Genomic DNA, 26,113 nt, shown 5'->3' on the forward strand with positions numbered 1-26,113 from the left:
TGAGTATTGCTTCACAGCATCGCGGCTTGTAAAATAGCGGTTCATACATGTTTTTACTTTTTTTATGAATCATTTATCGTTTTTCTGGCTACCACAAAATAAGGCTCTTCTCTTAAAGGGTCTAGAATCAGAGTTCGCCCAACTTGTTGGCCATTCTATCTCAGCGGGAAAAATAACACTTCCTCCTATCCCTAACGTTGTACTGAAAATTCAGAAACTTTGCACTCTCGAATCAACCGGGATTGCCGAAGTTGCCGAGTGCTTACTTGAAGACCCAGGCCTCACAGCTGTCGTCATTCGAGTGGCTAACTCTGTTGTCTTCAACAGACGCAACATTACTTGTATCGATATGATGACGGCTGTGTCGCGCCTTGGCATATTGAGAGTGCGTGACATCGTTACGGCTCAGGCTATTGAACAACTCAAGCATTCAGTCAACTTGAGCAAAGAGTGTAATGAGTTATTGATTCAGAGCGCTTCTATCTCCAAAGAACTCGGCGCCACTATGGTACTGGTTACCAACGGCTTCAAAGAATTATCCCCTATTGAATACCGCTACCTTGAACATGAGAAATCACTGCTTGTTGGGTTACTGGCTGACATTGGTTTGTTCTGTTTGGTTAGCGAATACCACCTCTACCTCGAAAATGGCAACTACCTAGATCACGACATTGCTCTACAAATCTTCCAAGGCCAATGTTCTGCGACCAGTAAACTGGTGCTTAATCGTTGGGGCTTCGACAGCGACTTTATTGATGTTTGTAGCAATACCATCAATAACCACGAACAACGTGAAGTGTCTTACTTAGATATCGCTCGAATCGCTAACCACCTGCTGATGTTCAGAAACAAGGATGAGAACATCGATGATCACGAAGTTGAACTTAATGTCACAGGTGCAGAGGTGCTCTATAAATTAAGCAACTTGAGCAAACATGATTTTAATGCAAAGCTAAGCGACGTGATCAATACTAGCGGCTTCTAAGTCACTGTTAAGTGACAGGTAAATGTAATATGAAGTAAATGCAATGGGGAAAGCATGTTTACAGGGATGATCTTTATATTTGCGCCACTCGTCGTGGGGTATCTTTTTTCAATTTCGAACACTCAGACGCTAGAATTCATCAACCGTTCGACATCGCGGTTGATATACGTGATTCTGGCGTTAATGGGACTAAGCTTAGCGTCTCTCGATAACCTAAGCAGTAATCTGCAGACAATCCTTCTTTACACCGCCACTTTCTTTGTCTGCTTAAGCGTTTGTAATCTCATGGCACTGCCCGCAATTGATAAGTTGTTGCCACTCAAAACAGATAGCAGCAACAAGAAACTTCCCCTCTCCTCTATGGCGATGGAGTCTGCCAAACTGATCCTAGTAGTGGGTTCTGGCCTTATCGCTGGTTTAGTGTTGCCTATCAGTCTGGGTTGGGTTGATACCGCCAGTGAGTGGATTCTGTTTGTTCTTCTGTTCTTTATTGGCATTCAACTGCGTAATAGCGGACTAACACTTCGTCAGATCTTGCTCAACAAGCACGGCATGGTTATCGCAATCACGATTATCATCACCTCAATGTTAGGTGGCGTTATCGCGTCTTACATTCTGGATATCCCTCTGTTCAAGGCCTTAGCAATGTCTTCTGGGTTTGGTTGGTATTCTCTGGCTGGTATTTTAATGGGTGACGCCTTTGGTCCTGTTTATGGGGGCGCTTCTTTCATGCTTGAGCTGTTAAGAGAGTTAGTTGCCTTAGTACTGATTCCAGTGCTGATTCGCAGCTATCCGTGCACCTCTATTGGCTATGCTGGTGCTACTGCGATGGACTTCACCTTACCGGTCATTCAAACAACAGGCGGCGTTCGATGTGTGCCTATCGCTATTGTCAGTGGCTTTATCCTAAGCTTGCTTGTCCCGGTTTTGATGTTGTTCTTTGTATCTCTTGCTAACTAGATCGCAGGAATAGCGTTTGTTTTAGATTAGAATGCAACTCGAATACCAATGCCCAAGACTCCGATACAGTTACCGAAATAAAAAGACACTAAGTGTCATTGCTCAACAAATAACGATCACGGTAACCTGTAACGACAAAGTTATAAAAAGAATAAACTTACAAAAGGAACCACTATGAAACGCCTTTGCGTCGCATTACTGCTAGCTTCAACTTCTACTTTCTCTTTTGCAGCAGATTCAATGTCTGAAACAAACCAGTGCCAAGCAAAAAAATATGATGCGTATATCGACGCGTCTTTGAATTGGTATGCAGACCTTGCTGCATTAACGTCTGAGCAATACCCAGAACTAACAGAAGTAAGTGAGTGGTTCCTAGAAGGTCGTAAACACCACTTTGAGCTTAATCGTGCAGCAGTAAACTACTACCTCGTGAACGACTCAAGCAAAGTGGCTACGGAACAACCTGTAGAAGGTTGGCTACAACTTGAGCAACATGACATTAAAACGCTATCAACACGTGATGATGAGCTAGGTAAAATCGCGAAAACAACGTTCGACGACCGCCAATCAACGCCTCATGCTCAAAACTACGAGCTACGTTCAGCCTTTGCAGAATTGCTGAGCCACCCTAAGCAAATCGATACGGCACTGCAACGCTACAACCAGTCGATTACTAAACTTGAAGCGATTAAGTGTAAATAACCCCTCATTTAATATGCTTTTTTGAGAAGTTGGATTTCATAATTAAGACGGGACATTGTTCCCGTTTTCGTTTAGATTGTCCCGCTCGCGTCAATATAAAAAAAAATAACTCGCTTGCTATGGTTACGGAACAAAAAACAGCAGATGTTAGCTTCGACAGTCTTTTACGTATCTTCACGGTACCTGAAGGCCCAGATTCAACACTCACTCAAATTGAAGACAAACTTTCACGAAACCTGAATCAATTCTTACGTGAACACATTGTGGCTGAAGAAAAGCCGCTGCGTGAAATTGAGAAAGATTTTTCAAATGCTCATATCCCTGAGCAGCCTGAGTTTGTTTCTGAACATACTGAGCATCTCCTCGATTCTCTCGTGTCTCACTCGGTTCATACGTCTTCGCCAAGTTTTATTGGCCATATGACGTCTGCTCTGCCGTACTTTCTGATGCCGCTTTCTAAGATCATGATTGCGTTGAATCAGAATCTAGTAAAAATCGAGACCTCCAAAGCTTTTACTCCCCTAGAACGTCAAGTTCTGGGTATGTTACATCGCTTGATCTACCAAGATGATGATGAGTTTTATTCACGTTGGATGCACAGTGCGAACCACTCTTTAGGTGCGTTTTGTTCTGGTGGTACCATCGCGAACATTACTGCGCTTTGGGTTGCACGCAACAATGCGCTGAAGGCACAAGGTTCGTTCAAAGGTGTTGAAAAAGAAGGCTTGTTTAAAGCCATGAAGCACTACGACTACGAAGGCCTAGCCATCTTAGTATCTGAACGTGGCCACTACTCTCTAAAAAAAGCCGCAGATGTCCTTGGTATTGGTCAAGAAGGTTTAGTGTCTGTTAAGACAGATAACGACAACCGCATTTGCACTGACGATCTAAGACTCAAGATCGAGCAGCTAAAGCAGAACAAAATTAAACCTTTCGCCGTCATTGGTGTAGCTGGTACAACCGAAACTGGTAATATCGACCCGCTAAGAGACATTGCAGAGGTGTGCGCCGAAACAGATTGTCACTTCCACGTCGATGCAGCTTGGGGCGGTGCGACTCTGATGTCGAACAATCATCGTCACTTGCTTGATGGCATCGAGCTAGCAGATTCAGTCACGATTGATGCACATAAACAGCTTTATATCCCTATGGGTGCTGGTATGGTGCTGTTTAAGAAGCCAGATGCGATGACAGCGATCGAACATCACGCTCAATACATATTGCGTAAGGGTTCGAAAGATCTTGGTAGCCATACGTTAGAAGGCTCTCGTTCAGGTATGGCAATGCTTGTTTATGCGTCAATGCACATCATAAGTCGTCCTGGTTATGAACTGCTGATCGACCAAAGCATCAACAAAGCACGCTACTTTGCCGACCTGATTAAAGATCAAAGCGATTTCGAGCTGGTTTCAGAGCCTGAGCTTTGCCTACTGACTTATCGCTATGTGCCTGAACCAGTTAAATCGGCGCTGCTTAAAGCTGACGCAACAAAGCGTGTTGAACTGAATGAGCTACTGAATGAACTGACCAAGTTTATTCAAAAGAAGCAGCGTGAAACAGGCAAGTCTTTCGTATCACGAACGCGCTTAAACCCCGAAGCATGGGCGCATCAACCCATCATCGTTTTCCGAGTAGTGTTAGCCAATCCACTGACAGGTAATGATATTCTTTCTTCAGTGCTTGAAGAACAGCGTGAAATCTCTAAACTAGCACCTAACTTGATGGGCAAAATCACCAAACTGGTTACGCACATCAACGCATAGTCATTCAATTTTAGTTGCATCAAATTGAAAATTTCTTTCTTTTTGATGTAACTAAGCTGTCAGTTCATACTCAATTTGCATTCTTTTTGCTCAAAATCTCTTCCAATTCTGTAGTTTTCTAAAATTTTGTTGAGGTTTGTCATATTCTTAAGCATTCATGCCCTGTTTTTGTATTAGTAAATAGTATGTTGGGTTTATACTGACTCTATGGTGCTAGTTAGCTTGATATCTATTTGATGCAGCAGTATTTACAATACCGAATATAGCTTTGGTTTTGTGTTTACTGATATTTGCTTCAGCCATACCCCCTGGTAAAAGATATTAACTAGCAAGTTGTTCTCTATACCCTTGTGAACACTATGAATACATTAGAAAAAATACAAAAAAACCTGGAAAATTTCAGCAAGTCTGAGCGTAAGGTAGCCGAAGTAATCATGGCTTCCCCTCAAACTGCAATTCATTCTAGCATTGCTACCTTAGCTAAAATGGCTGACGTGAGTGAGCCTACAGTTAACCGCTTCTGTCGTCGTTTAGACACAAAGGGCTTTCCTGACTTCAAACTTCACCTAGCTCAAAGCTTGGCGAATGGTACACCTTACGTGAACCGTAACGTTGAAGAAGATGATGGCCCAGATGCTTACACACATAAGATTTTCGAATCAACCATGGCTTGTCTAGACGTTGCTAAAAATAGTCTAGACGCGATGCAAGTAAACCGTGCAGTTGACTTGCTGACTCAAGCAAAACGCATTTCATTCTTCGGACTGGGTGCCTCTTCTGCTGTAGCAAAAGATGCTCAAAACAAGTTCATTCGTTTCAACATCCCAATCACTTGTTTCGAAGACATCGTGATGCAACGCATGAGCTGCATTAACTGCAGTGACAACGACGTTATTGTTCTGATCTCTCACACTGGCCGCACAAAAAGCCAAGTTGAGATTGCGAACTTAGCTCGCGAGAACGGCGCGACAGTTATCGCTATCACAGCGAAAGACTCTCCATTAGATAAAGCGAGCTCGCTATCCATCTCATTGGATGTACCGGAAGACACTGACGTTTACATGCCAATGGCAAGTCGCGTTGTTCAGATGACGGTTATCGATGTGCTAGCAACAGGGTTTACGCTTCGTCGTGGTTCTGGTTTCAGAGAGAATCTAAAGCGAGTAAAAGAGTCGCTTCGTGATTCACGTTACGAGAAGTACTCTCAGTTCTAATCTGCTAAAACCTGAACTGAAAACACAGGACCAGAGAACAAGTGAAATTAAAAAACGGAGCCTAGAGCTCCGTTTTTATTTGTCTGTTTAAAATGACGTATACAGATAACAAGTTTAAGACCGTTAAATTGTCCAGCTATTGCCCTTCTCTACCACACTATTCTCAGAGGCATAAGAATTGATAATGGTGAAACTCGACTCGGCGGCAGGTTCTTGCTCAATTTGATTCATTGAAGCAGCCTCATGAATCCCCTCTCCACAATTGCACTCCTCACAAACCTGATTTTTGCAAACCTGAGTCAAAATATGCACAAGCCTCTCTTGATTCAACGGTAAAGGGTTTCCTTTTATCGCAACAGACTTTAGCGCATCAGCAGACACCTCCTCAAACTGAGCTTCACAGACACCAAATTCAAGCAAGTTTGGTAACTTGAGTGTATCCAACACTTTAGATAACCAAAAAACCGCAGTGTCTTCTTTTGCTTCTGCGTTACCTGTGACTATTTGAGAGATTCGCTGATAACGCGCTAATATGTCGTTTCTTTGCTGATCTTTCGCGACCTCTATGTTCTCCAACATAACAAACGGCGCTAAGCGCGCGGTAATCACACTGTGAGGCGCTGAAATCTTGCCACCTAATGCAGAAGCTAAACCATGTGCCGCACCCAATTTAGCGTTAGTTATCGCCATTCCCCCGAGCATGGAGGCAAACGCGAGGTCAGAGCGCGCTTGAGGCTCATCATAGATACATGCCTGAATTACAGAATTACTGAGTTTACGTAACCCTTCTTCACATATCATATCGGTTAGCGGGTTAGGATCGCCGCACACATACGCTTCCATCAAATGTGTAAACGCATCCATGGCACCGCGTCCAGACAAATACAAATTAGTACCATGGGTTAAAGTAGGGTCGACAATCGCAACATCGGCCAACATGTCAGGGCTTCTCAGACTAATTTTAACTTGGTCTTGACCTGATTTTAGCACCGCATTCTTGGTTACTTCTGCCCCAGTACTTGCGGTAGTAGGAATCGCGATGAATGGAATAGGCTTGGTCTTCAAAGGAACATTGCGGCCAACGACTTCCACATAATCGTATAAGTTACCTTGGTTAGGCAGAACCGCAGCCAAAGCTTTACCCATATCAATCGCACTGCCTCCTCCTATCGCAACCACCATATCAGGTTTAAAACGACGTGCAGAAATGGCGGCTTCTTCTACCATTTTGATATTGGGTTCACCTGAAACGGCAATGTGTTGATATCGCATGCTCTGCGCATCTAAATAATCAGTGACGATCGAGGTACGTTCTAACGTGTTGCCAGTAACCAATAGTACGCTGTACCCATACTGGTTAAAGAGAAACAATGAAGCCTTTAATGCTCCATCACCAAAGATGATCTTTGTAGATGTCATAAATTGAAACATGGTGCCTCCCGCGCCTATGACTAAACAAAACTACGAACTCTTGGTTTTTGGAAATTGTTTTTTGGAATTTAACCTTTGAAATGTAACTTTTGTGCTTGCAACACAATGTGCACACCTTAAGTACAAGCCTATAAAAATGGGGTTACATCAGGTAGCTTACCGAATATGATTCTATACCCACTGATAAGATGCCTCGTTCTGTGTCTAGTTTTTTTGACGAGGTGCAACTTGTCGCATTAAAGATGAATTAAAGTCGTATTATCAGGGGTAATTCACATTCTTAAAGTAAGGGTATTTATTGTCGGCATACATCCGAAAACAACGATGTTCTTTTTTATGACTAATATTTGTGCTGATAGGCAAAACCTATCGTATTAAGAGGCAATTCCATCTTTATTTCCCCATGGCATTGAGGCATAGTTGGTTTTAAGAAATTTAGAGTGGCATTCATTAAAGAATAGTTAACATAATTGAGTTAACGAGCCTCATCCCGTATTTAGGAGAAATTAAATGTTTGTAGTTATTTTTGGTCGCCCTGCTTGCCCATTCTGTGTTCGTGCAAAAGAGCATGCTGAAACTCTTAAAGCTAAACGCGATGACTTCAACTACCGTTACGTTGACATTCACGCTGAAGGCATCAGCAAAGCTGATCTAGAGAAGACTGTTGGTAAACCTGTAGATACAGTGCCACAAATCTTCATCGACCAAGACCACATCGGCGGCTGCACAGAATTTGAAGCATACGCAAAAGAAAACCTAGGTCTTTTCGACTAAGCTAAGGTTTCTCCCAAGAGATCAAGGCCTTTGCTTTTAAAGCATTACGCATTTTAGCGTGAAACTTTACAATATTTTGAAGCCCGCTCACTTGAGCGGGCTTTTGTTTACCCAACACTTTGTACGCTAAGAACAAATAAAGTCAAAACCAAGTAAAAAAGTAAAATACCGCTTATAATTTATTTATATTTAGATACAATTCACCTCTCAAACTTACCCTGTGTTTCACGCCAATTATTGAGCGACCACTGTGAATATCGACGTTGTTTATTTGCTAGAACAAAACCCCATCCTCCTCATATTTGTTGTTTTATCGATTGGTTTAGCCATTGGTAAAATCCGTTTTGGTAGCCTCCAACTTGGTAACTCAATCGGTGTTCTGATTACTTCCCTGATCATGGGACACCTCGGTTTTTCCTTTAACGCAGACGCTCTCACCATTGGCTTTATGCTGTTTATTTATTGTGTTGGTATTGAAGCTGGGCCAAACTTCTTCGGTATTTTCTTCAGAGATGGCAAGCACTATCTTATTCTGAGCCTCGTTGTACTTTCTACCGCAATTGCTTTGACGTATTTCAGCAGTCATTACCTTGGACTTGGATTTGGCTTATCCGCAGGCATGATGGCAGGCGCCTTAACAGCAACGCCAATTTTAGTAGGTGCGCAAGATGCCCTGAACTCAGGGTTAGCCGAATTGCCAAGAAACATGGATTTGGGCCTAGTCATCGAAAACCTATCTGTAGGTTATGCAATGGCTTACTTAGTTGGCTTAATCAGCATGATTCTGTTTGCCCGCCTTATTCCAAAACTTCAGAAAGTAAACCTGCACGATTCAGCAGAGCAAATCGCCCAAGAGCGTGGTTTAGGTGCTTCAGGTCAACGTAAGGTTTATCTTCCAATTATTCGAGCTTACCGTGTGGGACCAGAGCTTATCTCCTGGACCGATGGCAAAAACCTGCGGGAATTAGGTATTTATCGTCAAACGGGTTGCTACATCGAACGCATTCGTCGTAATGGTATTCTCGCCCACCCTGATGGTGACGCAATTTTGCAAGAAGGTGACGAGATTGCATTGGTTGGCTTCCCTGATAGCCACGCACGTCTCGACCCAAGCTTCCGTAATGGTAAAGAGGTTTTTGACCGAAACCTTCTCGACCTAAGAATCGTGGAAGAAGAGATCGTCGTTAAAAGTGACAACATCGCAGGTAAACGTCTTTCAGATCTCAACTTATCTGAGTATGGCTGTTTCCTTAACCGTGTAGTGCGTGCTCAGATTGAGATGCCGATGGACTTAAACATTGTGCTTTCAAAAGGTGATGTACTTCAGGTCAGTGGTGAAAAGAGTCGTGTTCACGGCTTGGCTGAGAAAATAGGTTTTATCTCAATCCACAGCCAAATGGCAGATTTGATGGCCTTCTGTAGCTTCTTCATTCTGGGTATTTTATTCGGTTTGATCACCATGACATTCGGTCAGGTGTCTTTTGGCTTAGGCAATGCGGTTGGCCTACTTCTTTCAGGCATCATGCTTGGTTTCTTAAGAGCTAACCATCCTACCTTTGGTTATGTTCCTCAAGGGGCATTGAACATGGTCAAAGACCTTGGTTTGATGTTCTTTATGGTCGGTATCGGCTTAAGCGCCGGCGGTAAGATATTTGAGCACTTAACCCAAGTGGGACCACAGGTCATCGGTATTGCTCTGGTAGTAAGTGTGCTGCCTGTATTTTTCGCTTATTTAGTCGGTGCTTATGTATTGAAGATGAACCGAGCTCTGTTGTTTGGTGCAATCATTGGCGCGAGAACTTGTGCTCCGGCAATGGACATCGTAAACGACCACGCTCGCTCAACTATCCCTGCATTGGGTTACGCAGGTACGTACGCGATAGCCAATATATTGATGACCTTAGCAGGTACTTTCATCATCATAATTAGCTAGCGCCTGCTGCTTTAAACTCAGCCCAGCTTAGATATTTCGAATGCATTAATTCATCTTTGGATTAGTGCATTTTTTATGACTTGTTCTCAGCTTTCACCGCATCCCAAGCCTGCTCTTGAGCTTTTGCATCCCGCTATTCGTATCTGCTCTTAAATCCCTCCGCACCTCTCGACTCGAATCCCGTACCTGCTTTTACTTTTCCATATCTGCTTTTAATCTCTTACCTCAAACGACAGACAAAAAAATAGGCGCTCAGTGAGCGCCTATTCGTTTTTAATTCGATTGTTTGAACTAGATGTCAGATACATCAAATTCAACAGCTGGGTTAACGTCAGCTTCGTAATCAACGCCTTCAACACCGAAACCGAACAGCTTCAAGAACTCTTCTTTGTACTCTACGTAGTCAGTCAGTTCTTTTAGGTTCTCAGTTGTGATTTGAGGCCATAGGTTACGGCAGTGATCTTGGATATCTTCGCGAAGCTCTAAGTCATCTAGACGTAGACGGTTCACTTCATCTACCTCTGCTGCGCTGCCATCTTCTTTGTATAAACGTTGGCTGAACATACGGAAGATCTGTTCCATACAACCTTCGTGAATACCTTCTTCACGCATCTTCTTGAACACCATCGCGATGTAAAGAGGCATAACAGGGATTGCAGAACTAGCTTGAGTAACAACAGACTTAAGAACAGCAACGTTTGCAGTACCGCCAGTTTGGCCTAGTTTTTCGTTTAGCGCTGACGCTGCACGATCTAGATCCATCTTAGCTTTACCTAGTGCGCCATCCCAGTAGATTGGCCACGTTAGTTCTGTACCGATGTAGCTGTAAGCAACTGTCTTACAACCGTCAGCTAGAACGCCCGCTTCAGAAAGTGCGTTGATCCAAAGTTCCCAATCTTCACCGCCCATTACAGTAACAGTGTCTTTGATCTCTTCTTCAGTAGCAGGTTCAACGCTTGCTTCGATGATCGCATCTTTGTTTGTATCTACAGCTGTAGATGTGTACGTTTCGCCGATAGGCTTAAGAGCTGAACGAATTACTTCGCCAGTCTCTGGCATTTTACGCACTGGAGATGCCAGCGAGTACACAACCATATCGATCTGACCTAGATCTTCTTTGATCAGGTCAATTGTTTTCTGTTTTGCTTCGTTAGAGAAAGCATCGCCGTTAAGGCTTTTTGAATACAGGCCTTCTTCTTTAGCTAGCTTGTCGAACGCTGCTGAGTTGTAGAAACCAGCTGTGCCAGTTTTTTTCTCAGTACCGGCTTTCTCGAAGAAAACACCGATAGTAGAAGCGCCGCCACCAAATGCTGCCGCAATACGTGAAGACAAGCCGTAGCCACTTGAAGAGCCAACAACTAGTACACGTTTAGGTGCGTTTGCGATTGGGCCTTGAGCTTTTGTGTTAGCAATTTGTTCTTTTACATTAGCTTCACAACCGACTGGATGTGTTGTAGTACAGATGAATCCGCGAATTCGAGGTTTGATGATCATATTCAACTTCCTTAAAAAATCAGGTTAAGGATAAGAGTTTCGTGTGCAAATGGCATCTAATTTCTGTAAAAATGTGGTGAAAATGCAAGTGGTTGGAGCACTCAACTGATATTTGCTGACTAAGTCGCCATTTGTTAACGCTTCTATCGCGACTTCTACGACAAAAACAAAAAAGGCACCTTATTAGGTGCCTTTTATCATTTCGTTATCTAAGCAACGCTGTTTAGCTTAGGTTTTAACTCTTTTCGCGTCAAAGTTTCACTAAAGTCATGACTGAAGTGGTCAACTTGAATCGCTGTGTAACGAAGTTTATCAGCAGCAACAATTTGGTCGACTTCTTCTTGCGTTAGAACATCTGCAGCAAGCGCTTGCGCCAATTTATCTGCCAGCAGGCCTTTACGAGCCACTTTGCCCTCTTTCACTGCTTTGAAGATCTTACGCTCCAGAGGCTTGATGCTGTACATCGCATTGAAAGCGTTCTCCATAAGGCCAACACTATCATCTTCCTCTTTACCGATGTAACAAAGGTGAGTCAGACGTTCACGGTGTGCACCTGGAGTCATCAAGCTTTCTGCTAGTTGAACTGTTAGGTTATCACTCGGCTTCTCGAAGTGGTTACCTACAGGGAAAACTAGACCTTTAAGTACTTTACCAACCATCTTGTTCGGGAAGTTTCTGTACGCTTCCTGCAGCGACTTAGCCGCATTATGGAAACAGTGTTGAACCGCGTAATGTACGTAGTCTAGGTCAGCTTGTTGACGACCTTCGTCTTCGTACTTCTTAAGTGCAGCAGATGCCATGTATAAGTAACTTAGACCATCACCCAAACGTGCAGAGATGAGCTCTTTACGTTTCAGTTCGCCACCTAGCGTCAGCATTGCGAAATCCGCACTCACTGCAAGCGCACGGCTCAAACGAGTCAAATCTTGATAGTAAGGCTTAGTTGGACCGCTCATGTCGGCTTTAATAAACTTAGAGCCAGTCAGTGCTGCACCAAATGCGCCGAACGTGTTTTTAGTTGCGTGTGAAATGTGCTTGAACAACAAGCTATCAAAGTCTTTTGCACCTTGCTTCTCATCTGGGTTCGCTGCCGCTTCCATTTCGCTCAATACGTATGGGTGACAACGTGTCGCACCTTGACCGAAGATCATCAGGTTACGAGTTAGGATGTTCGCACCTTCTACTGTGATAGCAACTGGAATACCTAGGTAAGGCGCAGCCAAGTAGTTCATTGGGCCATCTTGAATTGCACGACCTGAATGGATATCCATTGAGTCATTCAGAATAGTACGTGCCATCTCTGTCATATGATATTTCGCGATAGCCGTTACGATACCTGGCTTCTCTTTCATATCAAGTGAAGTGGTTGTCAGTGTACGAGTCGCTTCTAATAGATACGTTAAGCCACCAATACGGCCTAAACTCTCTGCAACACCTTCAAACTTACCAATAGACATACCAAACTGCTTACGAACATAAGCGTATGCGCCGGTTGTTTTCGCCGTTAGGTGACCCATCGCGGTACCAAGTGCTGGTAATGAGATACCACGACCTGCTGACAGACATTCCACCAGCATGCGCCAGCCTTTACCTGCGTAATCTGCGCCACCGATTAGCCATTCCATTGGAATAAATACATCGTGACCGCGTGTTGGACCATTCATAAACGCAAGACCAAGTGGGTCATGACGCTCACCAATCACAACACCTTCGTGATCAGCAGGGATGAGCGCACACGTGATACCAATGTCTTCTTTGTCACCCAGTAACTTTTCTGGATCGTGCAGTTTGAAAGCCAGACCAAGTACCGTTGCCACTGGTGCTAGCGTAATGTATCGCTTGTTCCAGTTAAGTTTGATACCCAGCGTCTCTTTGCCTTCATGCATGCCCATACATACTGTACCGACATCCGGGATACCACCCGCATCAGAACCCGCTTCTGGGCCTGTTAATGCAAAACATGGGATATCTGTACCGTCAGCAAGACGAGGTAACCAGTAATCTTTTTGGTCTTGAGTACCGTAATGAGACAGCAGCTCACCTGGACCAAGAGAGTTTGGAACCATTACCGAAACCGCAGTACTAATACTACGCGTCGCAATCTTGGTTACGATGGTAGAGTTGGCGTGCGCCGAAAATTCACGACCGCCGTACCCTTTCGCGATAATTAGCGAAAAGAAACGCTCTTTGCGTAAGAAGTTCCAAACTTCCTCTGGAAGGTCTCGGTCTTCCTTCACAATTTTGTGGTCATCAAGCATAGCGAGCAAAGTTTCAAGTTCATTATCCATGAACGATTGCTCTTCTGCTGTCAGCTGAGGTTTTGGGTACTGGTGAAGCTTAGTGAAATCTGGTTTACCAGAAAACAGCTCTCCGTCCCACCACACGCTACCCGCTTCCATCGCTTCTTTCTCGGTGCTAGATAGTGGTGGTAGTACTTTTTTAAAGAGTTTAAAAGCTGGGTCACTTACCCATTTTTGTCTTAGAGAGCTCATAGTTCAGATCCTTTTGTTCACTATATTGTTTGTGAATACTTTACTTTTTATTGTTTTATTCTTTTGCTGACATGCCAGCGGCCAAATATGGAATGAGAATATCGACCACTGCCTTCGCATCTATCTTTCTGTCGTAGTCATTCTCTGCAATTTCTATTAGAGCCTGGCTAGATGCCATGGTGAAAACACAAGTTCCAAGGGTAAAGTGTAAACGCCAAAATAACTGTTCTTGAGTGAGGTTCGGGTTGGCTTTCATTACTGAAGTCGTAAACAGAGTCAGTACTTCGCTGTAACGAGTTGTAATGAACCAACGCAAGTGGCCTTGCACATCCGTATAACCTCGACCAATGAGTAACATAAATCGGCTCGTACCGTTTGGCCTTACATCATTCAGCGCTCTTAGCGGCTGTCTTAAAGACTCAAACACATCACTCATAGAATACGTTTCGTTCAAGTTTAAGTTCACTAAAGCGTCTTGCAGTGCAGGCATAAATGCCTCTAAATATCGATTGAGTACCGCACGAACCAGAGTCTTCTTATCGCCAAAGTGATAGTTCACTGAAGCTAAGTTGACATTCGCTTTACTCGTAATAGTGCGTAAAGAGGTGTCATTAAAACCGTGCTCAGCAAATAAGCCTTCAGCCACATCTAAGATTTTGTCTTTGGTTGTACTTCTTGGTGCCATTTCAATCACTCGTATTAAACAACTGTTTGAAATATACGCTTAGTACATTTATTTAACAAGCAAGCAACATCACATTTTCACAAATTGGTCGTACCAGTTGATCGCTTTGTTCACTAACCGATTGAATCGATGCATGTTTACAAAAAAAAGGAAAAATTAATGAATTTTCTGGGAACTGAAATAGAAATGGCGGGTCATAAATTAAGTAGAAAACAGAGTATTTAGAAGTTTAACAGGCCGTCAAACTTGTTGTTCTCCCTGCTTTCTCAATTACTGCATTTTCCTTATTAACTCCTATACTTGTATCCGCCCAAACCGCATTGGTTTGGGCTTTTTTTTGCCTATATTTCGACATTTCCTACCAACTTAAGCCGTTAGAGCACCAAACTTGCCTCTCTTTCTTTGCGCGTCAAAAATCACAAATCAAACTACTGACTTAAATAACAATAGGAATATTGACAAATTTATGACCATTTGAAGATTTACCGTCAGGTATACAGGTTAAGCATTGCTAATACTAACTTAAGTAATTTTCTTCTTTAAACTTCTCATTTTTCACACAAATGTCCTAAGCTTCGTTAAACAAGGTTATCAATTTGTCACTAATTGCTCTTATCCTTTGAGAAGACAATTATAAGTAGAAGGAGAACTACTTTGAGATTGTTTAAGTTGTCGATTTTAAGCTGCTGCTTAGCAGTTGCACCAGTCTCTGCTCAAACTTTGGAGCAGGCTGTTGCCATCACCTTGGCCACAAACCCTGAGATTAAAAGCATCTTTAATGAGTATGTGAGTGTTAAGAAACGAAATGATGCCTCTGGCGGTGCTTACAGGCCAAGCATTGACCTTGATGCTGGTATTGGTTACGAAGGCATAAACCCTGCACCGAACAACGGTCCTGACACCGACCTAACAAGAAAGGAAGCGACGATCTCCCTAACCCAATTGCTTTGGGATGGTTCTTCAACCCTAAACGATATTGACCGTACTGCTGCAGAAGCAGAGTCGGTTCGTTTGCAACTAATAGCTGATGCCGAAGACAAGGCACTTGAGGTCACTCAGATTTACTTAGACGCAGTCAAAGCAACTGAGGTGTTGGCTCTATCGGAAAGTAACCTTGCCATACACAAGAAAATCTATAAAGACATCAAGAAACGTGCGATTTCAGGTATTGGTTCAACTGCAGATGTATCACAAGTAGAAGCGAGGATAGCCAAAGCCCACGGTAATTTATTGGCCGCGCAAAATAACCTAATCGATACCCACACACAATTTCGAAGAATTGTAGGTCAACAACCACTCGGCTTAATTTACCCGAGAGCTGATATATCTATGATTCCGCTGTCATTGCAAGACGCTATTGTTGATGCATTAGACAAGCACCCAGTGATCAAAGTCGCCGCAGCAGATGTTGATGCAGCCCATTTCCAATATAAACAATCAAAAGGTGTTAACTACCCGACTTTCTCTATTGAGGCTTCTCAATCATGGCGAGATGATGCAGGGGGCGATGAAGGTTCAAGTCAAGAAACATTAGCAATGTTAAGAATGCGCTACAACCTTTACAACGGTGGTACAGACAGCGCTAACTCTGAAGCTGCCGCATACCAATTGAACAAAGCAAAAGATTTGAGAGATCGTGCTTATCGCCAAGTAGAAGAAGGACTTCGCCTTTCTTGGAGTGCATTGGATCTAACACTACAACAAAAGAACTTTTTATCCGATCACGTAGATTCAGCCTCAGAAACCGTTATTGCCTATGAGAAACAATATCGCATAGGCAAGCGTACGCTACTTGACTTGCTCAACACTGAAAACGAATTGTTTGAAGCCCGTAAAGACTACTTAGACGCGCATTACTCAGAACAATACGCCAAATACCGAGTGATGAATGCAACAGGTTCTCTATTGAATGCTCTACTGGTCGACATTCCAGAAGAGTGGACAACGGCCGTGGAGTATTAATGATGAAAAAAACATACCTATTACTTTCCACATTAGCGATAACTTTATGTGCATGCTCTAGCCAACAAGAAGAAAGCTACATTGAAACACCTGAAGCAGAGCAGATTTCCGACCTCCAAGATAACGACAAAGATGGTGTGGTGAATGCCCGTGACACCTGCCCTAGTACACCAGAATCTTCACTTGTTGATAATGAAGGTTGCGGAGAGACTATTCGCTCAGAAGAAGTCAGACAGTTGAACATTCTCTTTGCCAATAACTCTTATGAAGTGAACCCTATCTTCTCGGATCAGATCAGCACTATGGCTGAATTCTTAGAAACTTACGAAAGTGCGTCAATTGAGATTCAAGGTTACGCCAGTAAAGTCGGTTCTAATGAATACAACTTAGAACTGTCAAAGAAAAGAGCCCATAAAGTAGAAGAGGAATTATTATCAAATGGTATCGACTCTAGCAGAGTAAGAGTCGTAGGCTATGGTGAGGATCGACTGGATAGTGATGGCAACGATGCTACATCTCATGCACTCAATAGGAAAGTAACAGCAACCGTAGTCGGGTTAAGTGAACAAATTGTTGAAGAATGGACCATCTTCACCACGTTAGAAAAATAGCGTGACATTGTCACTATAACTATTGCACGCAGACGCTTAGTTACCAGTTATTACCTAAGTATCAATTATTACTTGGTTATCAACATTACGACCAAAGCATCCAAGCAAGACTGATTGTAAGAGCACAAAAACAATAAAGCCGTAATAGGATTCCCTATCACGGCTTTATTGTTTTGGCTGTCACTGAAGTATTACGTTTGCACTGGCATTTTGTGTTGTCACAGAAGCCTTGGAAACGATTCAATAACTAAATTCTTGTTACTCAGTGAACAGGCTCCCAGTTAAGTGAGCCTATTACCGATTAAAGTTTTACTTCTTGTTGCTTTGTTTTCGGCAAAGACATACGTAGCATGAAGTAACCTAGAATTGCAGCTGTGGTCGATCCCATCAAGATACCTAGTCGAGCGAACGTATCAAATTCCGTGTTCGTTGGACCAAATGCCAATGAAGAGATAAAGATAGACATTGTAAAACCAATACCACACAACACAGATACTGCGAAGATGTTCATGAAGTTCACACCTTCAGGTAGCTTAGCGATACCCAATTTCACCGCACCCCAACTGAATGCAAAGATACCCAAGGGCTTACCAATCAATAGACCCATGGCGATACCCAGTGGAAGCATACCTGTTAGGCTTGAGATTGAAATGCCCTCCAGTGAAATACCTGCGTTTGCAAATGCAAAGACTGGCAAGATTGCGAATGCCACGTATGGATGCAGAGCATGCTCTAGGTGTTTCAATGGCGAATATTCACCTTTATTACCTTTCAGCGGGATAGCAAAACCGATTACCACACCTGCCAATGTTGCATGAACACCAGACTTCAATACTGCGAACCACAGAATTGCACCGACAATGAGATACACACTCAGCTTAGTCACATGCTTGTTATTTAGCATGAACAGTACACCTGTCGCGATGAAACCAACCGTTAGAGCAAGCGTTGATAGATCGCCTGAATAGAACAATGCAATGATAACAACAACACCAAGGTCATCGATAATGGCTAGAGCCAACAAGAACACTTTCAAGCTTACCGGTACACGGTTACCAAGAAGAGCCATGATACCCAATGCGAATGCGATATCCGTTGCAGCTGGGATAGCCCAACCTTGAAGCGCTTCTGGGTTACCTGAGTTGAATAGCACGTAAATAAGTGCAGGAGCCAACATACCGCCCACTGCCGCGATAGCAGGGAAGATAGCTGTCTCTTTAGATTTTAATGCGCCTTCTAAAAGTTCACGCTTAACTTCTAAGCCAATTAGAAGGAAGAAGACAGCCATTAAGCCATCATTAATCCAGTGAGATACTGACATACCAAGAACGTAGCTGTGCAGTACGCCTTGATAAATTTCGTTCAATGGTGAGTTTGCTACAAACATTGCGATCGCCGCAGCGATGACTAGTATGATGCCGCCAGCAGATTCCATTTTAAAGAAGTCACGGATGACGTCGGTCATGATTTCGCCCTTATATTTATTATTTAAATAAACGAATAACAAAGAATAACAAAGAATAACCATGAGTTTATATCCAAGCGTAATCGATAGATAATCACTTCTTCGGATGTTTAACTTCGGTTTTTCCTACAAATACTAAACATTACGTCGTATATTCCATAATGTTGTTATGCACCATAAAATAAGTATAGATGAGATCATCAAGGCTGTATGCACAAATAACTCGTGCTTGGTAGGAATCGTAAACATAAAAAAGGCTATCAAATGATAGCCTTAGGTGTTTTTTAGTAGCCGGTCAACTGCATAAAACCGGTAGCTTCATGGCTTCCGCTCGCCATAATTGGCCCTTCCCAATATGGTATGACAAAAGGCAACCACATATCCCTGCGTTTGATACGCGTCGTGAGATTGATATTATGTTGTGGCACGTTAATAATCCATTGGAGCGGCATTCTTCTACCATTCAATAGCGTCGTATTCTGTAAAGGCTTAATAGAAATATCAGAGTCCGTTAACTGGTACACCTTGCCTGAACGAGTTGCCAATGTTCCAAAAACATAAGGCAATTGTTGATTATGGCGGTAGCGGTTAATGCTCAGCGCTGAACCATCATCAAGATTAAATACGAACCAATCCCAGCCTTGCTGACCCACTCCGAGTAAGCCACTACCCCACTCTTTATGCACCCAAGCAGTACCTTCCACTTCCTTGGTAACGCCGTCCAGATCCAATACGCCACTTAGGGATAAAAATGGAGCGCTGAAGTTATAAGACGCGACAGGTAACAAATCGTGCTTTTTCTGATAGCCATTATCGCCGTTGAGCACGTATGGCCCTTTCGCAATCGTGTCGAGTTCAAGGCCAAACGTATCAGTCTTCACTTGAAGGCGACCAGGAAATGGAGTGTTACCAAGGGCGCGCCAGTTCCAGTTATCAATCCAAATTCTAAACGGACGACTGGTCATTCCCGCTTGGCCAATACCGCCACGCGCTAAGCGTTGCTCTTTCCAAACCTTAGAATCAGAAGAGATAACAACATTTGAAATATAGACCTGTGGGCTTTGCCACCCCGGAGTTTCCCGCTCGTCGGTTGCTATTCGGAAGAAGCTCCATTGAACCGAGTACTTTTTGCCATCATCTCCTTTTAGAGACGCAAAGTAATGCCACCACTCGTGTTGAAATTCTGGGTGGAATTGAAAATCTTTTGGCAGGGAAACGGTTCTATCAGGCAATACAGGCTCGAACACATTGAAATGTTCACTCACCAGCACCGAATTGACTTCATTAACACCCTTTTCACCGACATCAACGAAATAGGAAAAGTAAGCCCAGATGCCTAACAGAGCGCCAAAGAAGCTCACTAATAAAACGGAAGATATCAGTCGGTGACTGAATTTGGTTGAACCGTTACGTCGAAACATATTAAAGCGCATCCCTCAGTGATTTCATCGGCGTGTTCCGAATCATTCTCATTACAGGTAGAGCACCAGCGAGCATTAATGCTGCCATTGCCCACGCAAATGTCATCAAATAATCCCACGGAATCACTTGTAACTCGAGTGACCAGCCAAATGATTGCTTAATAACGATATCGACGATCAAGCTAGCCAATGCCAAGCCGAGTGGAATCGCAATTAAGGAGGAAATAAGCCCGAACACAAACAGTTGTAAGCTACCTGTCAGAATCAATTCTTTCGCAGAAACACCTAAACAGCGCTGCAGCGAAATATGCCTTTGTCTGGACACTTCACCAGCAACCGTTGCGAAGAAGATGCCAAAGACGGCGATGACCAATGTGATGTTGCCTAACGTATCGGCAATAGCGAACGTTCTATCGAACACACGCATCGCTTGGCTGTGGATATTGTTGTTATCGAAAACACGCTCAGAGCCTAACCTAAATACGCTTTCCAAGCGACTGCGAAGCCCTACTGAACTAACATCATCTTTGAGTATCACGCCAAGGCCCACGTTACCCCGCCCTGCGAATCCATATAGCCAGTTTCGATGTGACATCATGACTTGATGGTAAGGATTCCCATAATCGTAATAAACACCGACAACCTGCCAACCAGAGCCAAGATTGTCATGAAGGTCAATGTAGTCACCTGGGCGAATACCCAACTTAAGAGACATCGACTCGCTGATCAAGACACCTTTCGAATGATGTAAGTGATACCAGTAATTCGGAATACCTAACTTGATCGTCAGCGCTTCTAGCTCACCTTCAGAAGGCCCAGTACTGACCACTTGTATACTGCCAGCCGGAGATGCAACATCTTTCTCCCAACGCCACCAAACAGAATCCACTTCAGGTTGTTCTGACAGCCAATTACTCATACGAGCAGCAGCATTATTGGTTGGATAGATGTAAAGGTCTGCCGCCAAGCGCTGTGTTAACCATTTATCAGTGGTATCTCTGAAGCTACCAACCATGGTTTCTACACCAATATTTGCGGTTAGCGCCAACATAAACGCCATTGTCGCCACACCACGGTAACTCATGCTTGAAGCGGCATCGGCGAAGAACCAACGAGCACGAACCCAACGTAATGAATAAGACAGGCTGTTAAATAACTTCCACATCAAGAATGGTGTAAACAGAGCCACACTAACGAGCATCAGCGCGATAATCGCAAAACCCGTTTCTTGAGTCTGAGGCGCTTGATACACAGCCACAGCTGCAACCAAGAAACCACAACCAATCAAAGCCTGCCAAGTGAACTCAGTGCCAGCAAAGCGCATCAAAGATAAGCGAGAGGTCAAACGAATCGGTTGTGAACGAAGCAAACGAACCAGTGGCCAAGCGCACGCTAAGAATGCACCAAGCAACGCCATTAATAAGCTGTAACCGCTCCAGCGCCAATTCCAGTTGATAGTTAAACCAACGTTGGCGTCATATAAGTCACCTAAACTTGAAGATACCGCTGGTAACAGTTGGTTTGCCAACATGACACCGAATACATTACCGCAGATCCAGCTCAATACCACCAATAACAGTAACTCTAAACAAAGCGCTTTAGCCAGCTGCCAACCCGACACACCCGTCTGTCTTAAAATTCCAACTAACGGTTGGCGCTGAATAAACGACAGCGACATCGCTTGATAGAAAATAAACAAACCAACCACAAACGACAACATACCCATCGCTTTTAGATTTAAGTGGAACGCACTGGTCAGCGACTCAAGCTCGGCTTTAGAGCTGCGAGAGATCGTCAAACCATTAGGCAGCATGTTTTTAAGACGCTCAAACTTCTCAGGCGACATATCTGAACACGCAATCACAGACAGCCCAGCACTGCGTTTGAGCATTCTGAGCAAAGAGATATCTGCAATCAGCCTTGTGCCATCAATCAGGTTTTTCTGATCAACAGCGATAGGACCAAGCTCGGAGCCATCCATGAGAGGAATATAGTCCCCATTATTCCATTCCATGTGTTCTGCGAGATCATCGCTCACAAGAATTGGATATGGCGGTTTCATGAGGTTTAACGTAGTAAGATCTTTTAACGCAACACCCGGCTGAAGCTGAAGCATAGATACTGGGTCTATGCCGATAAGCATAAAGTTCGCGCCATTTTCATCAGTGATACGATGGTGGTCAAAAGGAGAACACTGTTGAAAGCCTTCACGGCGAAGCTGGATATAAAAACCTTGCGGGATTTTATTGGCGTTGTGTTTTGGTCGAATACGGTAAGGAAGAGGATTCGAAAAGAGTTTTTCGCCATGCGCATAGCTTTGCTTAGCGTGTTGGTTGATGGCAGTAACACCAACCAAAAGTGATACGCCAAGGGTTAAACCAAGCCATACCAAAATAATCTGAAGTGGGTAGCGTCGATAGTGACCGAGTAGCGCCTTAACTACGGGCCATAACATGCAGTTGCCCTCCTTGTAGGCGGATTCTGCCGTCCATATGCTGTGCTACTTTTTCGCTGTGAGTCACCAATAACAAAGTGCATTCTAATTGGCGAGTCAAAGAGGTCAGCAAACGCATTACCGCTTCTGCATTACGCTCATCTAAACTTCCCGTCGGTTCATCGGCTAACAGGATTTTAGGTTCCATATACAGAGCACGAGCAATCGCTGCGCGTTGTTGTTGACCACCAGACGCTTCTTCAGGGTAACGCCCAAGTAAGGGCATAAGGTCTAAAGCAGAAAGAATCTGCCTCCAGAGGCCTTTATCTTCAGGCAAGCCTTTTAACTGGCGACAAAAGCGAATGTTGTCGGCAATATTAAGCGTTGGAAGTAGGTTGAATTGCTGGAAAATGTGACCAATGTTATTTCGGCGATATGCGGTGCGATTACGTTCTGTCGAATCGTGCATATCGAAATTTGGGAAAGCTATTTCGCCAGAGTCTACTAAGTCTAAACCCGCGATAAGATTAAGTAATGTACTTTTACCTGAACCACTTTCGCCCATTAGCGCAAGCTGGTCACCTTGGTTTAATGTTAGTTCAGCACCTTGCAAAACAGGGTGAAATTCCCCCCCGTCGACATAGCCTTTACATAGGTCTGACAGCTTTAACATTAAACAGCTCACATTAGTTAGAATTTGGAAGGAGAATCTACACTAATTCCCTGTTAGGAGGAAGTATTTTGAAAGATAGATCACACACCAACGATAAAGTGATGTGATCGATGCGTCCTACTTCAACTTCCTATCAAGTTTTTGATCCATTTTCTTGTTTTCATGCGATAGAGCGACCCACCCCACTTAATCACTTCTTCGGTAAGGAAAAGCAGATAAACCCACTCAGGTGGAAACTTTAAATAGATAGCCGCAATCGCAGCCAATGGAATACCAATCACCCACTGAGCAATCAAATCTTGATAGAGACAGAACTTCACGTCACCGCCAGCTCTCAATACACCAACGATCACAGTCAACGGTACTGAACGAATAATAATACCCACACTGAGAATTAGAATGAATTTCTCAGAGAGAGCTCTGGTTTCTTCCGTCAACGCACTGAACGCATTCAATATTGGCATTTGGACGAAATAGAGAAAAATCGCCACAACAATACTGGTTAAGAAACACAGAATCGTTAAGCCTAATGCTTGATAATAAACCGCTTCATTGTTCTTCGCGCCAAGTTGGTTACCCACCAAAACAGCCGCTGCATTGGACAGACCAATCAATAAACTCAATGAGATAGATTCGACGGGTGTCATGACTGAAAGCGCAGCCAAACCTTGAACACCCGATTGTCCCATGATCGCGTGGTAAGCAAACAAGCCACCCGCCCACGCTAAGAAGTTAAACGTAGTTGGCAAAGACAACTTCAAGAAACGAACGACTTTCTCAACTGTCGCAGCCGCTTTGATATCACAAAATTTAAAAGCTAATAGGTGTTTAGAGAAATAGAGGTAGCCATATAAGGTTGCTACTTCAATGGCGCCGCTCAGTACCGTCGCAATCGCTGCGCCTTTGATTCCAAGCGATGGAAAGCCCAAATTACCAAAGATCAAGACCCAGTTTAAGAACACATTAGAAAGGATGCCAATACCACTAAAGAAAGTGCTTAACCCAGGTTTGTGCATCGCTCTCAAACCTACCGCCATACTACTGACGCACGACACGGCCAGCATGCTAAATGAGGTGATGACGATGTATTCAACGCCGAGACTGATGACCTCTTGAGAGTCGGTCGTCACACCCATGATTTGCGCAGGAAAAGACACGAAGAAAACAATGGTCAGCAACGCAAACAGTGTCGAAACCAGCCACGTCAGCGCGGTACTTTCTCTGACGCCTTGTTTGTTCCCCGCACCCCAATATTGAGCCGTTAGCAAAGCGCCACCCGTGGTGACGCCCACCAGCATAATGGTCGTCACAAACATAGCTCGGCTCGCAACCCCCACAGCCGCAATGTCTGCTTCCCCAAGCTGACCTAACATCAATACATCGACTAAGCCTCGGCTTGAGAACATAATGCTCTGTAAAGCAATAGGCAAAGCAATCGCAATAAGCCTACGAACAAAATCACCTCGAGTGTGATGAATAATTGAAGAGAGCAACATAGAGAGACCTAAACGGAACGTATTGATGAATAAAGATAAATATCGCGCTATTATATCAATGTTCGGTTTTTAACCACAGATATAAATGGAGTAACAATGAAGAAAGTACTGGTTTTAGGCGCTTCTGGATATGTTGGTTCGCAACTCCTCCCTCTCCTGCTTGAGCAAGGCCATCAAGTCACAGCAGCAGCAAGGCATATCGACTATTTAAAGGCACGGACCGAGCCTCACGAAAACTTATCACTTGAATATCTTGATCTGGCTGATCAAGCCGCGACACAAGCATTAGTCCCCGACTTTGATCTTATCTTCTTCCTCGTCCATGGAATGGCAGAAGGCCACGACTTTATTGATTATGAGCTGAACTTAGCACGTAACTTTGTTTCGGCGCTTGGACCAAAGAATCAACACATCATCTACCTGAGTTCTCTACAACCTCAGACTGGTGACTCTGAGCACCTTCAAGCGAGAAAGAAAACCGGGGAACTGCTTCGCAAAGGGCCAGTCCCCGTCACCGAACTGCAAGCCGGTGTGATCATTGGCCCAGGCTCTGCTGCGTTCGAGATCATGCGAGACTTCGTGTATAACTTGCCTATCATGATTGCACCAAAGTGGGTCGACTCTAAAGCCAACCCTATTGCCCTGCAGAACCTGAACCATTACCTACTAAAACTTTTACAAGACACGCCTAGCGAAAGCCAAACCTTTGAAGTTGGCGGCCCCGATATTGTCTCTTATCGAAATCAATTTGCTCACATTGCCAAAACGGCCGATCGTCCACTCAGGCTGTGGGCTACGTCACTCCTCTCGCCCTCAATGGCATCATATTGGCTAGGCGTAGTCACTTCTGTACCGTCCAACATAGGCAGAGCGCTTCTCGCGGGCCTAAAGCATGACTTTATTGCCAGTTCGACCAACATTAGAGAAAAATACCCTCAGGAACTTATCTCGTTCGAGAGCATGGTTGAGCAGGCCATTCACGCAGAAGGAAACTTCGTCAAAAGTAATGTTTGGGGGTTTGATAAGACCGCTTTCAAACGCTGGCAAGTTGGCTACGGCTATTACCCGAAGAAAACAGGCGCAAGTATCACCTCAAGTGCATCATTAGAATCGCTTTGGCATGTTGCTCAGCAAATAGGAAGCCCGAAGCAAGGCTACTTCTTTGCTAATGCTTTATGGCGCACACGCGAATGGTTAGATCTTCTCTTTGGCGGCGGTGTACCGGTTCGAAACATGCCGGAAGGACCGACCCTAAAAGTCGGTGACAAGATTGACTCTTGGAAGGTTATTCGCTGTGAAGAGAATCAGTTTTTATCCCTACTTTTCGGAATGAAAGGCCCAGGTTTAGGCCGACTGGAAATTACCGTATCTGACCACGGAGATGCTCGTGAACTGAATATTTCAGCTTGGTGGCATCCGAAGGGCTTTCTAGGGTTACTGTATTGGTTTGCGATGATGCCAGCCCACCTGTTTATCTTTAAAGGCATGGTAAAGGCAATTGAGAAACAGGCCAAAGAAGCAGATAGAAGAATGGAATCAAATTCGAGTAACGAGATGCGAAAAGAATAAAATCAGGCGCATAATTCGAGTGTCGGGATGCGAAGGGATTAAAAGTAGA

At 43.9% G+C, this 26,113-nt stretch carries 19 protein-coding genes; 10 read left to right on the forward strand and 9 right to left on the reverse strand.

Annotated elements, in window-relative coordinates; translation table 11 throughout:
- Positions 1–64 precede the first annotated feature (64 nt).
- The 5 genes from BCU75_RS13370 to BCU75_RS13390 all read left to right on the forward strand — a co-directional run bounded on the left by BCU75_RS13370 (position 65) and on the right by BCU75_RS13390 (position 5,624).
- On the forward strand, positions 65–985 hold the full coding sequence (locus BCU75_RS13370) for an HDOD domain-containing protein (protein WP_076677673.1): 921 nt from the start codon (positions 65–67) through the stop codon (positions 983–985).
- 54 nt (positions 986–1,039) lie between these two features.
- Positions 1,040–1,945, forward strand: coding sequence for a lysine exporter LysO family protein (locus BCU75_RS13375; protein ID WP_076677675.1), 906 nt, complete (start codon positions 1,040–1,042; stop codon positions 1,943–1,945).
- 174 nt (positions 1,946–2,119) lie between these two features.
- Positions 2,120–2,647, forward strand: a complete 528-nt coding sequence (locus BCU75_RS13380) for a hypothetical protein (RefSeq protein WP_004734688.1) — start codon at positions 2,120–2,122, stop codon at positions 2,645–2,647.
- A gap of 119 nt (positions 2,648–2,766) precedes the next feature.
- On the forward strand, positions 2,767–4,410 hold the full coding sequence (gene panP, locus BCU75_RS13385; protein ID WP_102474155.1) for a pyridoxal-dependent aspartate 1-decarboxylase PanP: 1,644 nt from the start codon (positions 2,767–2,769) through the stop codon (positions 4,408–4,410).
- A 359-nt stretch (positions 4,411–4,769) separates the two neighbouring features.
- Positions 4,770–5,624: a MurR/RpiR family transcriptional regulator gene (locus BCU75_RS13390; protein WP_004734686.1), complete on the forward strand. Its 855-nt coding sequence runs from the start codon at positions 4,770–4,772 to the stop codon at positions 5,622–5,624.
- Positions 5,625–5,747: 123 nt separating this feature from the next.
- Here the strand turns inward: BCU75_RS13390 and BCU75_RS13395 are convergent, their stop codons facing one another.
- On the reverse strand, positions 5,748–7,055 hold the full coding sequence (locus tag BCU75_RS13395; protein WP_102474156.1) for an iron-containing alcohol dehydrogenase: 1,308 nt from the start codon (positions 7,053–7,055) through the stop codon (positions 5,748–5,750).
- A 510-nt stretch (positions 7,056–7,565) separates the two neighbouring features.
- On the opposite strand from BCU75_RS13395, the gene BCU75_RS13400 reads away from it, so the two are divergent.
- Both BCU75_RS13400 and BCU75_RS13405 read left to right on the forward strand, forming a co-directional pair.
- Positions 7,566–7,829 (forward strand): GrxA family glutaredoxin, encoded by a 264-nt coding sequence (locus BCU75_RS13400; RefSeq protein ID WP_009847069.1) that lies wholly within the window; start codon positions 7,566–7,568, stop codon positions 7,827–7,829.
- 250 nt (positions 7,830–8,079) lie between these two features.
- Positions 8,080–9,762 (forward strand): aspartate:alanine antiporter, encoded by a 1,683-nt coding sequence (locus BCU75_RS13405; RefSeq protein ID WP_076677679.1) that lies wholly within the window; start codon positions 8,080–8,082, stop codon positions 9,760–9,762.
- 291 nt (positions 9,763–10,053) lie between these two features.
- Here the strand turns inward: BCU75_RS13405 and fabV are convergent, their stop codons facing one another.
- From fabV to BCU75_RS13420, 3 genes are all read right to left on the reverse strand, one after another.
- Positions 10,054–11,256 carry an enoyl-ACP reductase FabV gene (gene fabV, locus BCU75_RS13410; protein ID WP_102474157.1) on the reverse strand — a complete coding sequence of 401 codons (1,203 nt, stop codon included), beginning with the start codon at positions 11,254–11,256 and terminating at the stop codon, positions 10,054–10,056.
- Positions 11,257–11,465: 209 nt separating this feature from the next.
- Complete coding sequence (locus BCU75_RS13415; protein ID WP_004734682.1) at positions 11,466–13,748, reverse strand: acyl-CoA dehydrogenase; 2,283 nt, start codon at positions 13,746–13,748, stop codon at positions 11,466–11,468.
- 55 nt (positions 13,749–13,803) lie between these two features.
- Positions 13,804–14,433: a TetR/AcrR family transcriptional regulator gene (locus BCU75_RS13420; protein WP_076677684.1), complete on the reverse strand. Its 630-nt coding sequence runs from the start codon at positions 14,431–14,433 to the stop codon at positions 13,804–13,806.
- Positions 14,434–15,087: 654 nt separating this feature from the next.
- Between BCU75_RS13420 and BCU75_RS13425 the strand changes: the two genes are divergently transcribed.
- Together BCU75_RS13425 and BCU75_RS13430 are read left to right on the forward strand one after the other, a co-directional pair.
- Positions 15,088–16,395 carry a TolC family outer membrane protein gene (locus BCU75_RS13425; RefSeq protein ID WP_076677685.1) on the forward strand — a complete coding sequence of 436 codons (1,308 nt, stop codon included), beginning with the start codon at positions 15,088–15,090 and terminating at the stop codon, positions 16,393–16,395.
- Positions 16,395–17,006, forward strand: coding sequence for an OmpA family protein (locus BCU75_RS13430; RefSeq protein WP_076677687.1), 612 nt, complete (start codon positions 16,395–16,397; stop codon positions 17,004–17,006). Before BCU75_RS13425 ends, BCU75_RS13430 begins: the two co-directional genes overlap by 1 nt.
- A 301-nt stretch (positions 17,007–17,307) precedes the next feature.
- Here BCU75_RS13430 and nhaA read toward each other — a convergent pair whose 3' ends face one another.
- The 5 genes from nhaA to BCU75_RS13455 all read right to left on the reverse strand — a co-directional run bounded on the left by nhaA (position 17,308) and on the right by BCU75_RS13455 (position 24,495).
- Positions 17,308–18,471, reverse strand: coding sequence for a Na+/H+ antiporter NhaA (gene nhaA, locus BCU75_RS13435; RefSeq protein WP_102474273.1), 1,164 nt, complete (start codon positions 18,469–18,471; stop codon positions 17,308–17,310).
- 284 nt (positions 18,472–18,755) lie between these two features.
- Positions 18,756–19,904, reverse strand: coding sequence for a lipocalin-like domain-containing protein (locus BCU75_RS13440; protein WP_076677690.1), 1,149 nt, complete (start codon positions 19,902–19,904; stop codon positions 18,756–18,758).
- Positions 19,894–22,347, reverse strand: coding sequence for an ABC transporter permease (locus tag BCU75_RS13445; RefSeq protein ID WP_076677691.1), 2,454 nt, complete (start codon positions 22,345–22,347; stop codon positions 19,894–19,896). Before BCU75_RS13445 ends, BCU75_RS13440 begins: the two co-directional genes overlap by 11 nt.
- Positions 22,328–22,999, reverse strand: a complete 672-nt coding sequence (locus BCU75_RS13450; protein WP_102466164.1) for an ABC transporter ATP-binding protein — start codon at positions 22,997–22,999, stop codon at positions 22,328–22,330. Before BCU75_RS13450 ends, BCU75_RS13445 begins: the two co-directional genes overlap by 20 nt.
- Positions 23,000–23,121: 122 nt before the next feature.
- Complete coding sequence (locus BCU75_RS13455) at positions 23,122–24,495, reverse strand: MATE family efflux transporter (protein ID WP_076677694.1); 1,374 nt, start codon at positions 24,493–24,495, stop codon at positions 23,122–23,124.
- Positions 24,496–24,591: 96 nt separating this feature from the next.
- Here BCU75_RS13455 and BCU75_RS13460 point away from each other — a divergent pair, with 96 nt between their 5' ends.
- On the forward strand, positions 24,592–26,064 hold the full coding sequence (locus BCU75_RS13460; RefSeq protein WP_102474158.1) for a DUF2867 domain-containing protein: 1,473 nt from the start codon (positions 24,592–24,594) through the stop codon (positions 26,062–26,064).
- Positions 26,065–26,113: the final 49 nt, after the last annotated feature.

The sequence above is a fragment of the Vibrio splendidus genome, from assembly GCF_002873455.1.
Classification (GTDB): domain Bacteria; phylum Pseudomonadota; class Gammaproteobacteria; order Enterobacterales; family Vibrionaceae; genus Vibrio; species Vibrio splendidus_J.

Coding starts and splice junctions, on each gene's coding strand:
- BCU75_RS13370 (WP_076677673.1), top strand. CDS start 65: ATGAATCATTTATCGTTTTTCTGGCTACCACAAAATAAGGCTCTTCTC.
- BCU75_RS13375 (WP_076677675.1), top strand. CDS start 1,040: ATGTTTACAGGGATGATCTTTATATTTGCGCCACTCGTCGTGGGGTAT.
- BCU75_RS13380 (WP_004734688.1), top strand. CDS start 2,120: ATGAAACGCCTTTGCGTCGCATTACTGCTAGCTTCAACTTCTACTTTC.
- panP (WP_102474155.1), top strand. CDS start 2,767: ATGGTTACGGAACAAAAAACAGCAGATGTTAGCTTCGACAGTCTTTTA.
- BCU75_RS13390 (WP_004734686.1), top strand. CDS start 4,770: ATGAATACATTAGAAAAAATACAAAAAAACCTGGAAAATTTCAGCAAG.
- BCU75_RS13395 (WP_102474156.1), bottom strand. CDS start 7,055: ATGTTTCAATTTATGACATCTACAAAGATCATCTTTGGTGATGGAGCA.
- BCU75_RS13400 (WP_009847069.1), top strand. CDS start 7,566: ATGTTTGTAGTTATTTTTGGTCGCCCTGCTTGCCCATTCTGTGTTCGT.
- fabV (WP_102474157.1), bottom strand. CDS start 11,256: ATGATCATCAAACCTCGAATTCGCGGATTCATCTGTACTACAACACAT.
- BCU75_RS13415 (WP_004734682.1), bottom strand. CDS start 13,748: ATGAGCTCTCTAAGACAAAAATGGGTAAGTGACCCAGCTTTTAAACTC.
- BCU75_RS13420 (WP_076677684.1), bottom strand. CDS start 14,433: ATGGCACCAAGAAGTACAACCAAAGACAAAATCTTAGATGTGGCTGAA.
- BCU75_RS13430 (WP_076677687.1), top strand. CDS start 16,395: ATGATGAAAAAAACATACCTATTACTTTCCACATTAGCGATAACTTTA.
- nhaA (WP_102474273.1), bottom strand. CDS start 18,471: ATGACCGACGTCATCCGTGACTTCTTTAAAATGGAATCTGCTGGCGGC.
- BCU75_RS13440 (WP_076677690.1), bottom strand. CDS start 19,904: ATGCGCTTTAATATGTTTCGACGTAACGGTTCAACCAAATTCAGTCAC.
- BCU75_RS13445 (WP_076677691.1), bottom strand. CDS start 22,347: ATGTTATGGCCCGTAGTTAAGGCGCTACTCGGTCACTATCGACGCTAC.
- BCU75_RS13450 (WP_102466164.1), bottom strand. CDS start 22,999: ATGTTAAAGCTGTCAGACCTATGTAAAGGCTATGTCGACGGGGGGGAA.
- BCU75_RS13455 (WP_076677694.1), bottom strand. CDS start 24,495: ATGTTGCTCTCTTCAATTATTCATCACACTCGAGGTGATTTTGTTCGT.
- BCU75_RS13460 (WP_102474158.1), top strand. CDS start 24,592: ATGAAGAAAGTACTGGTTTTAGGCGCTTCTGGATATGTTGGTTCGCAA.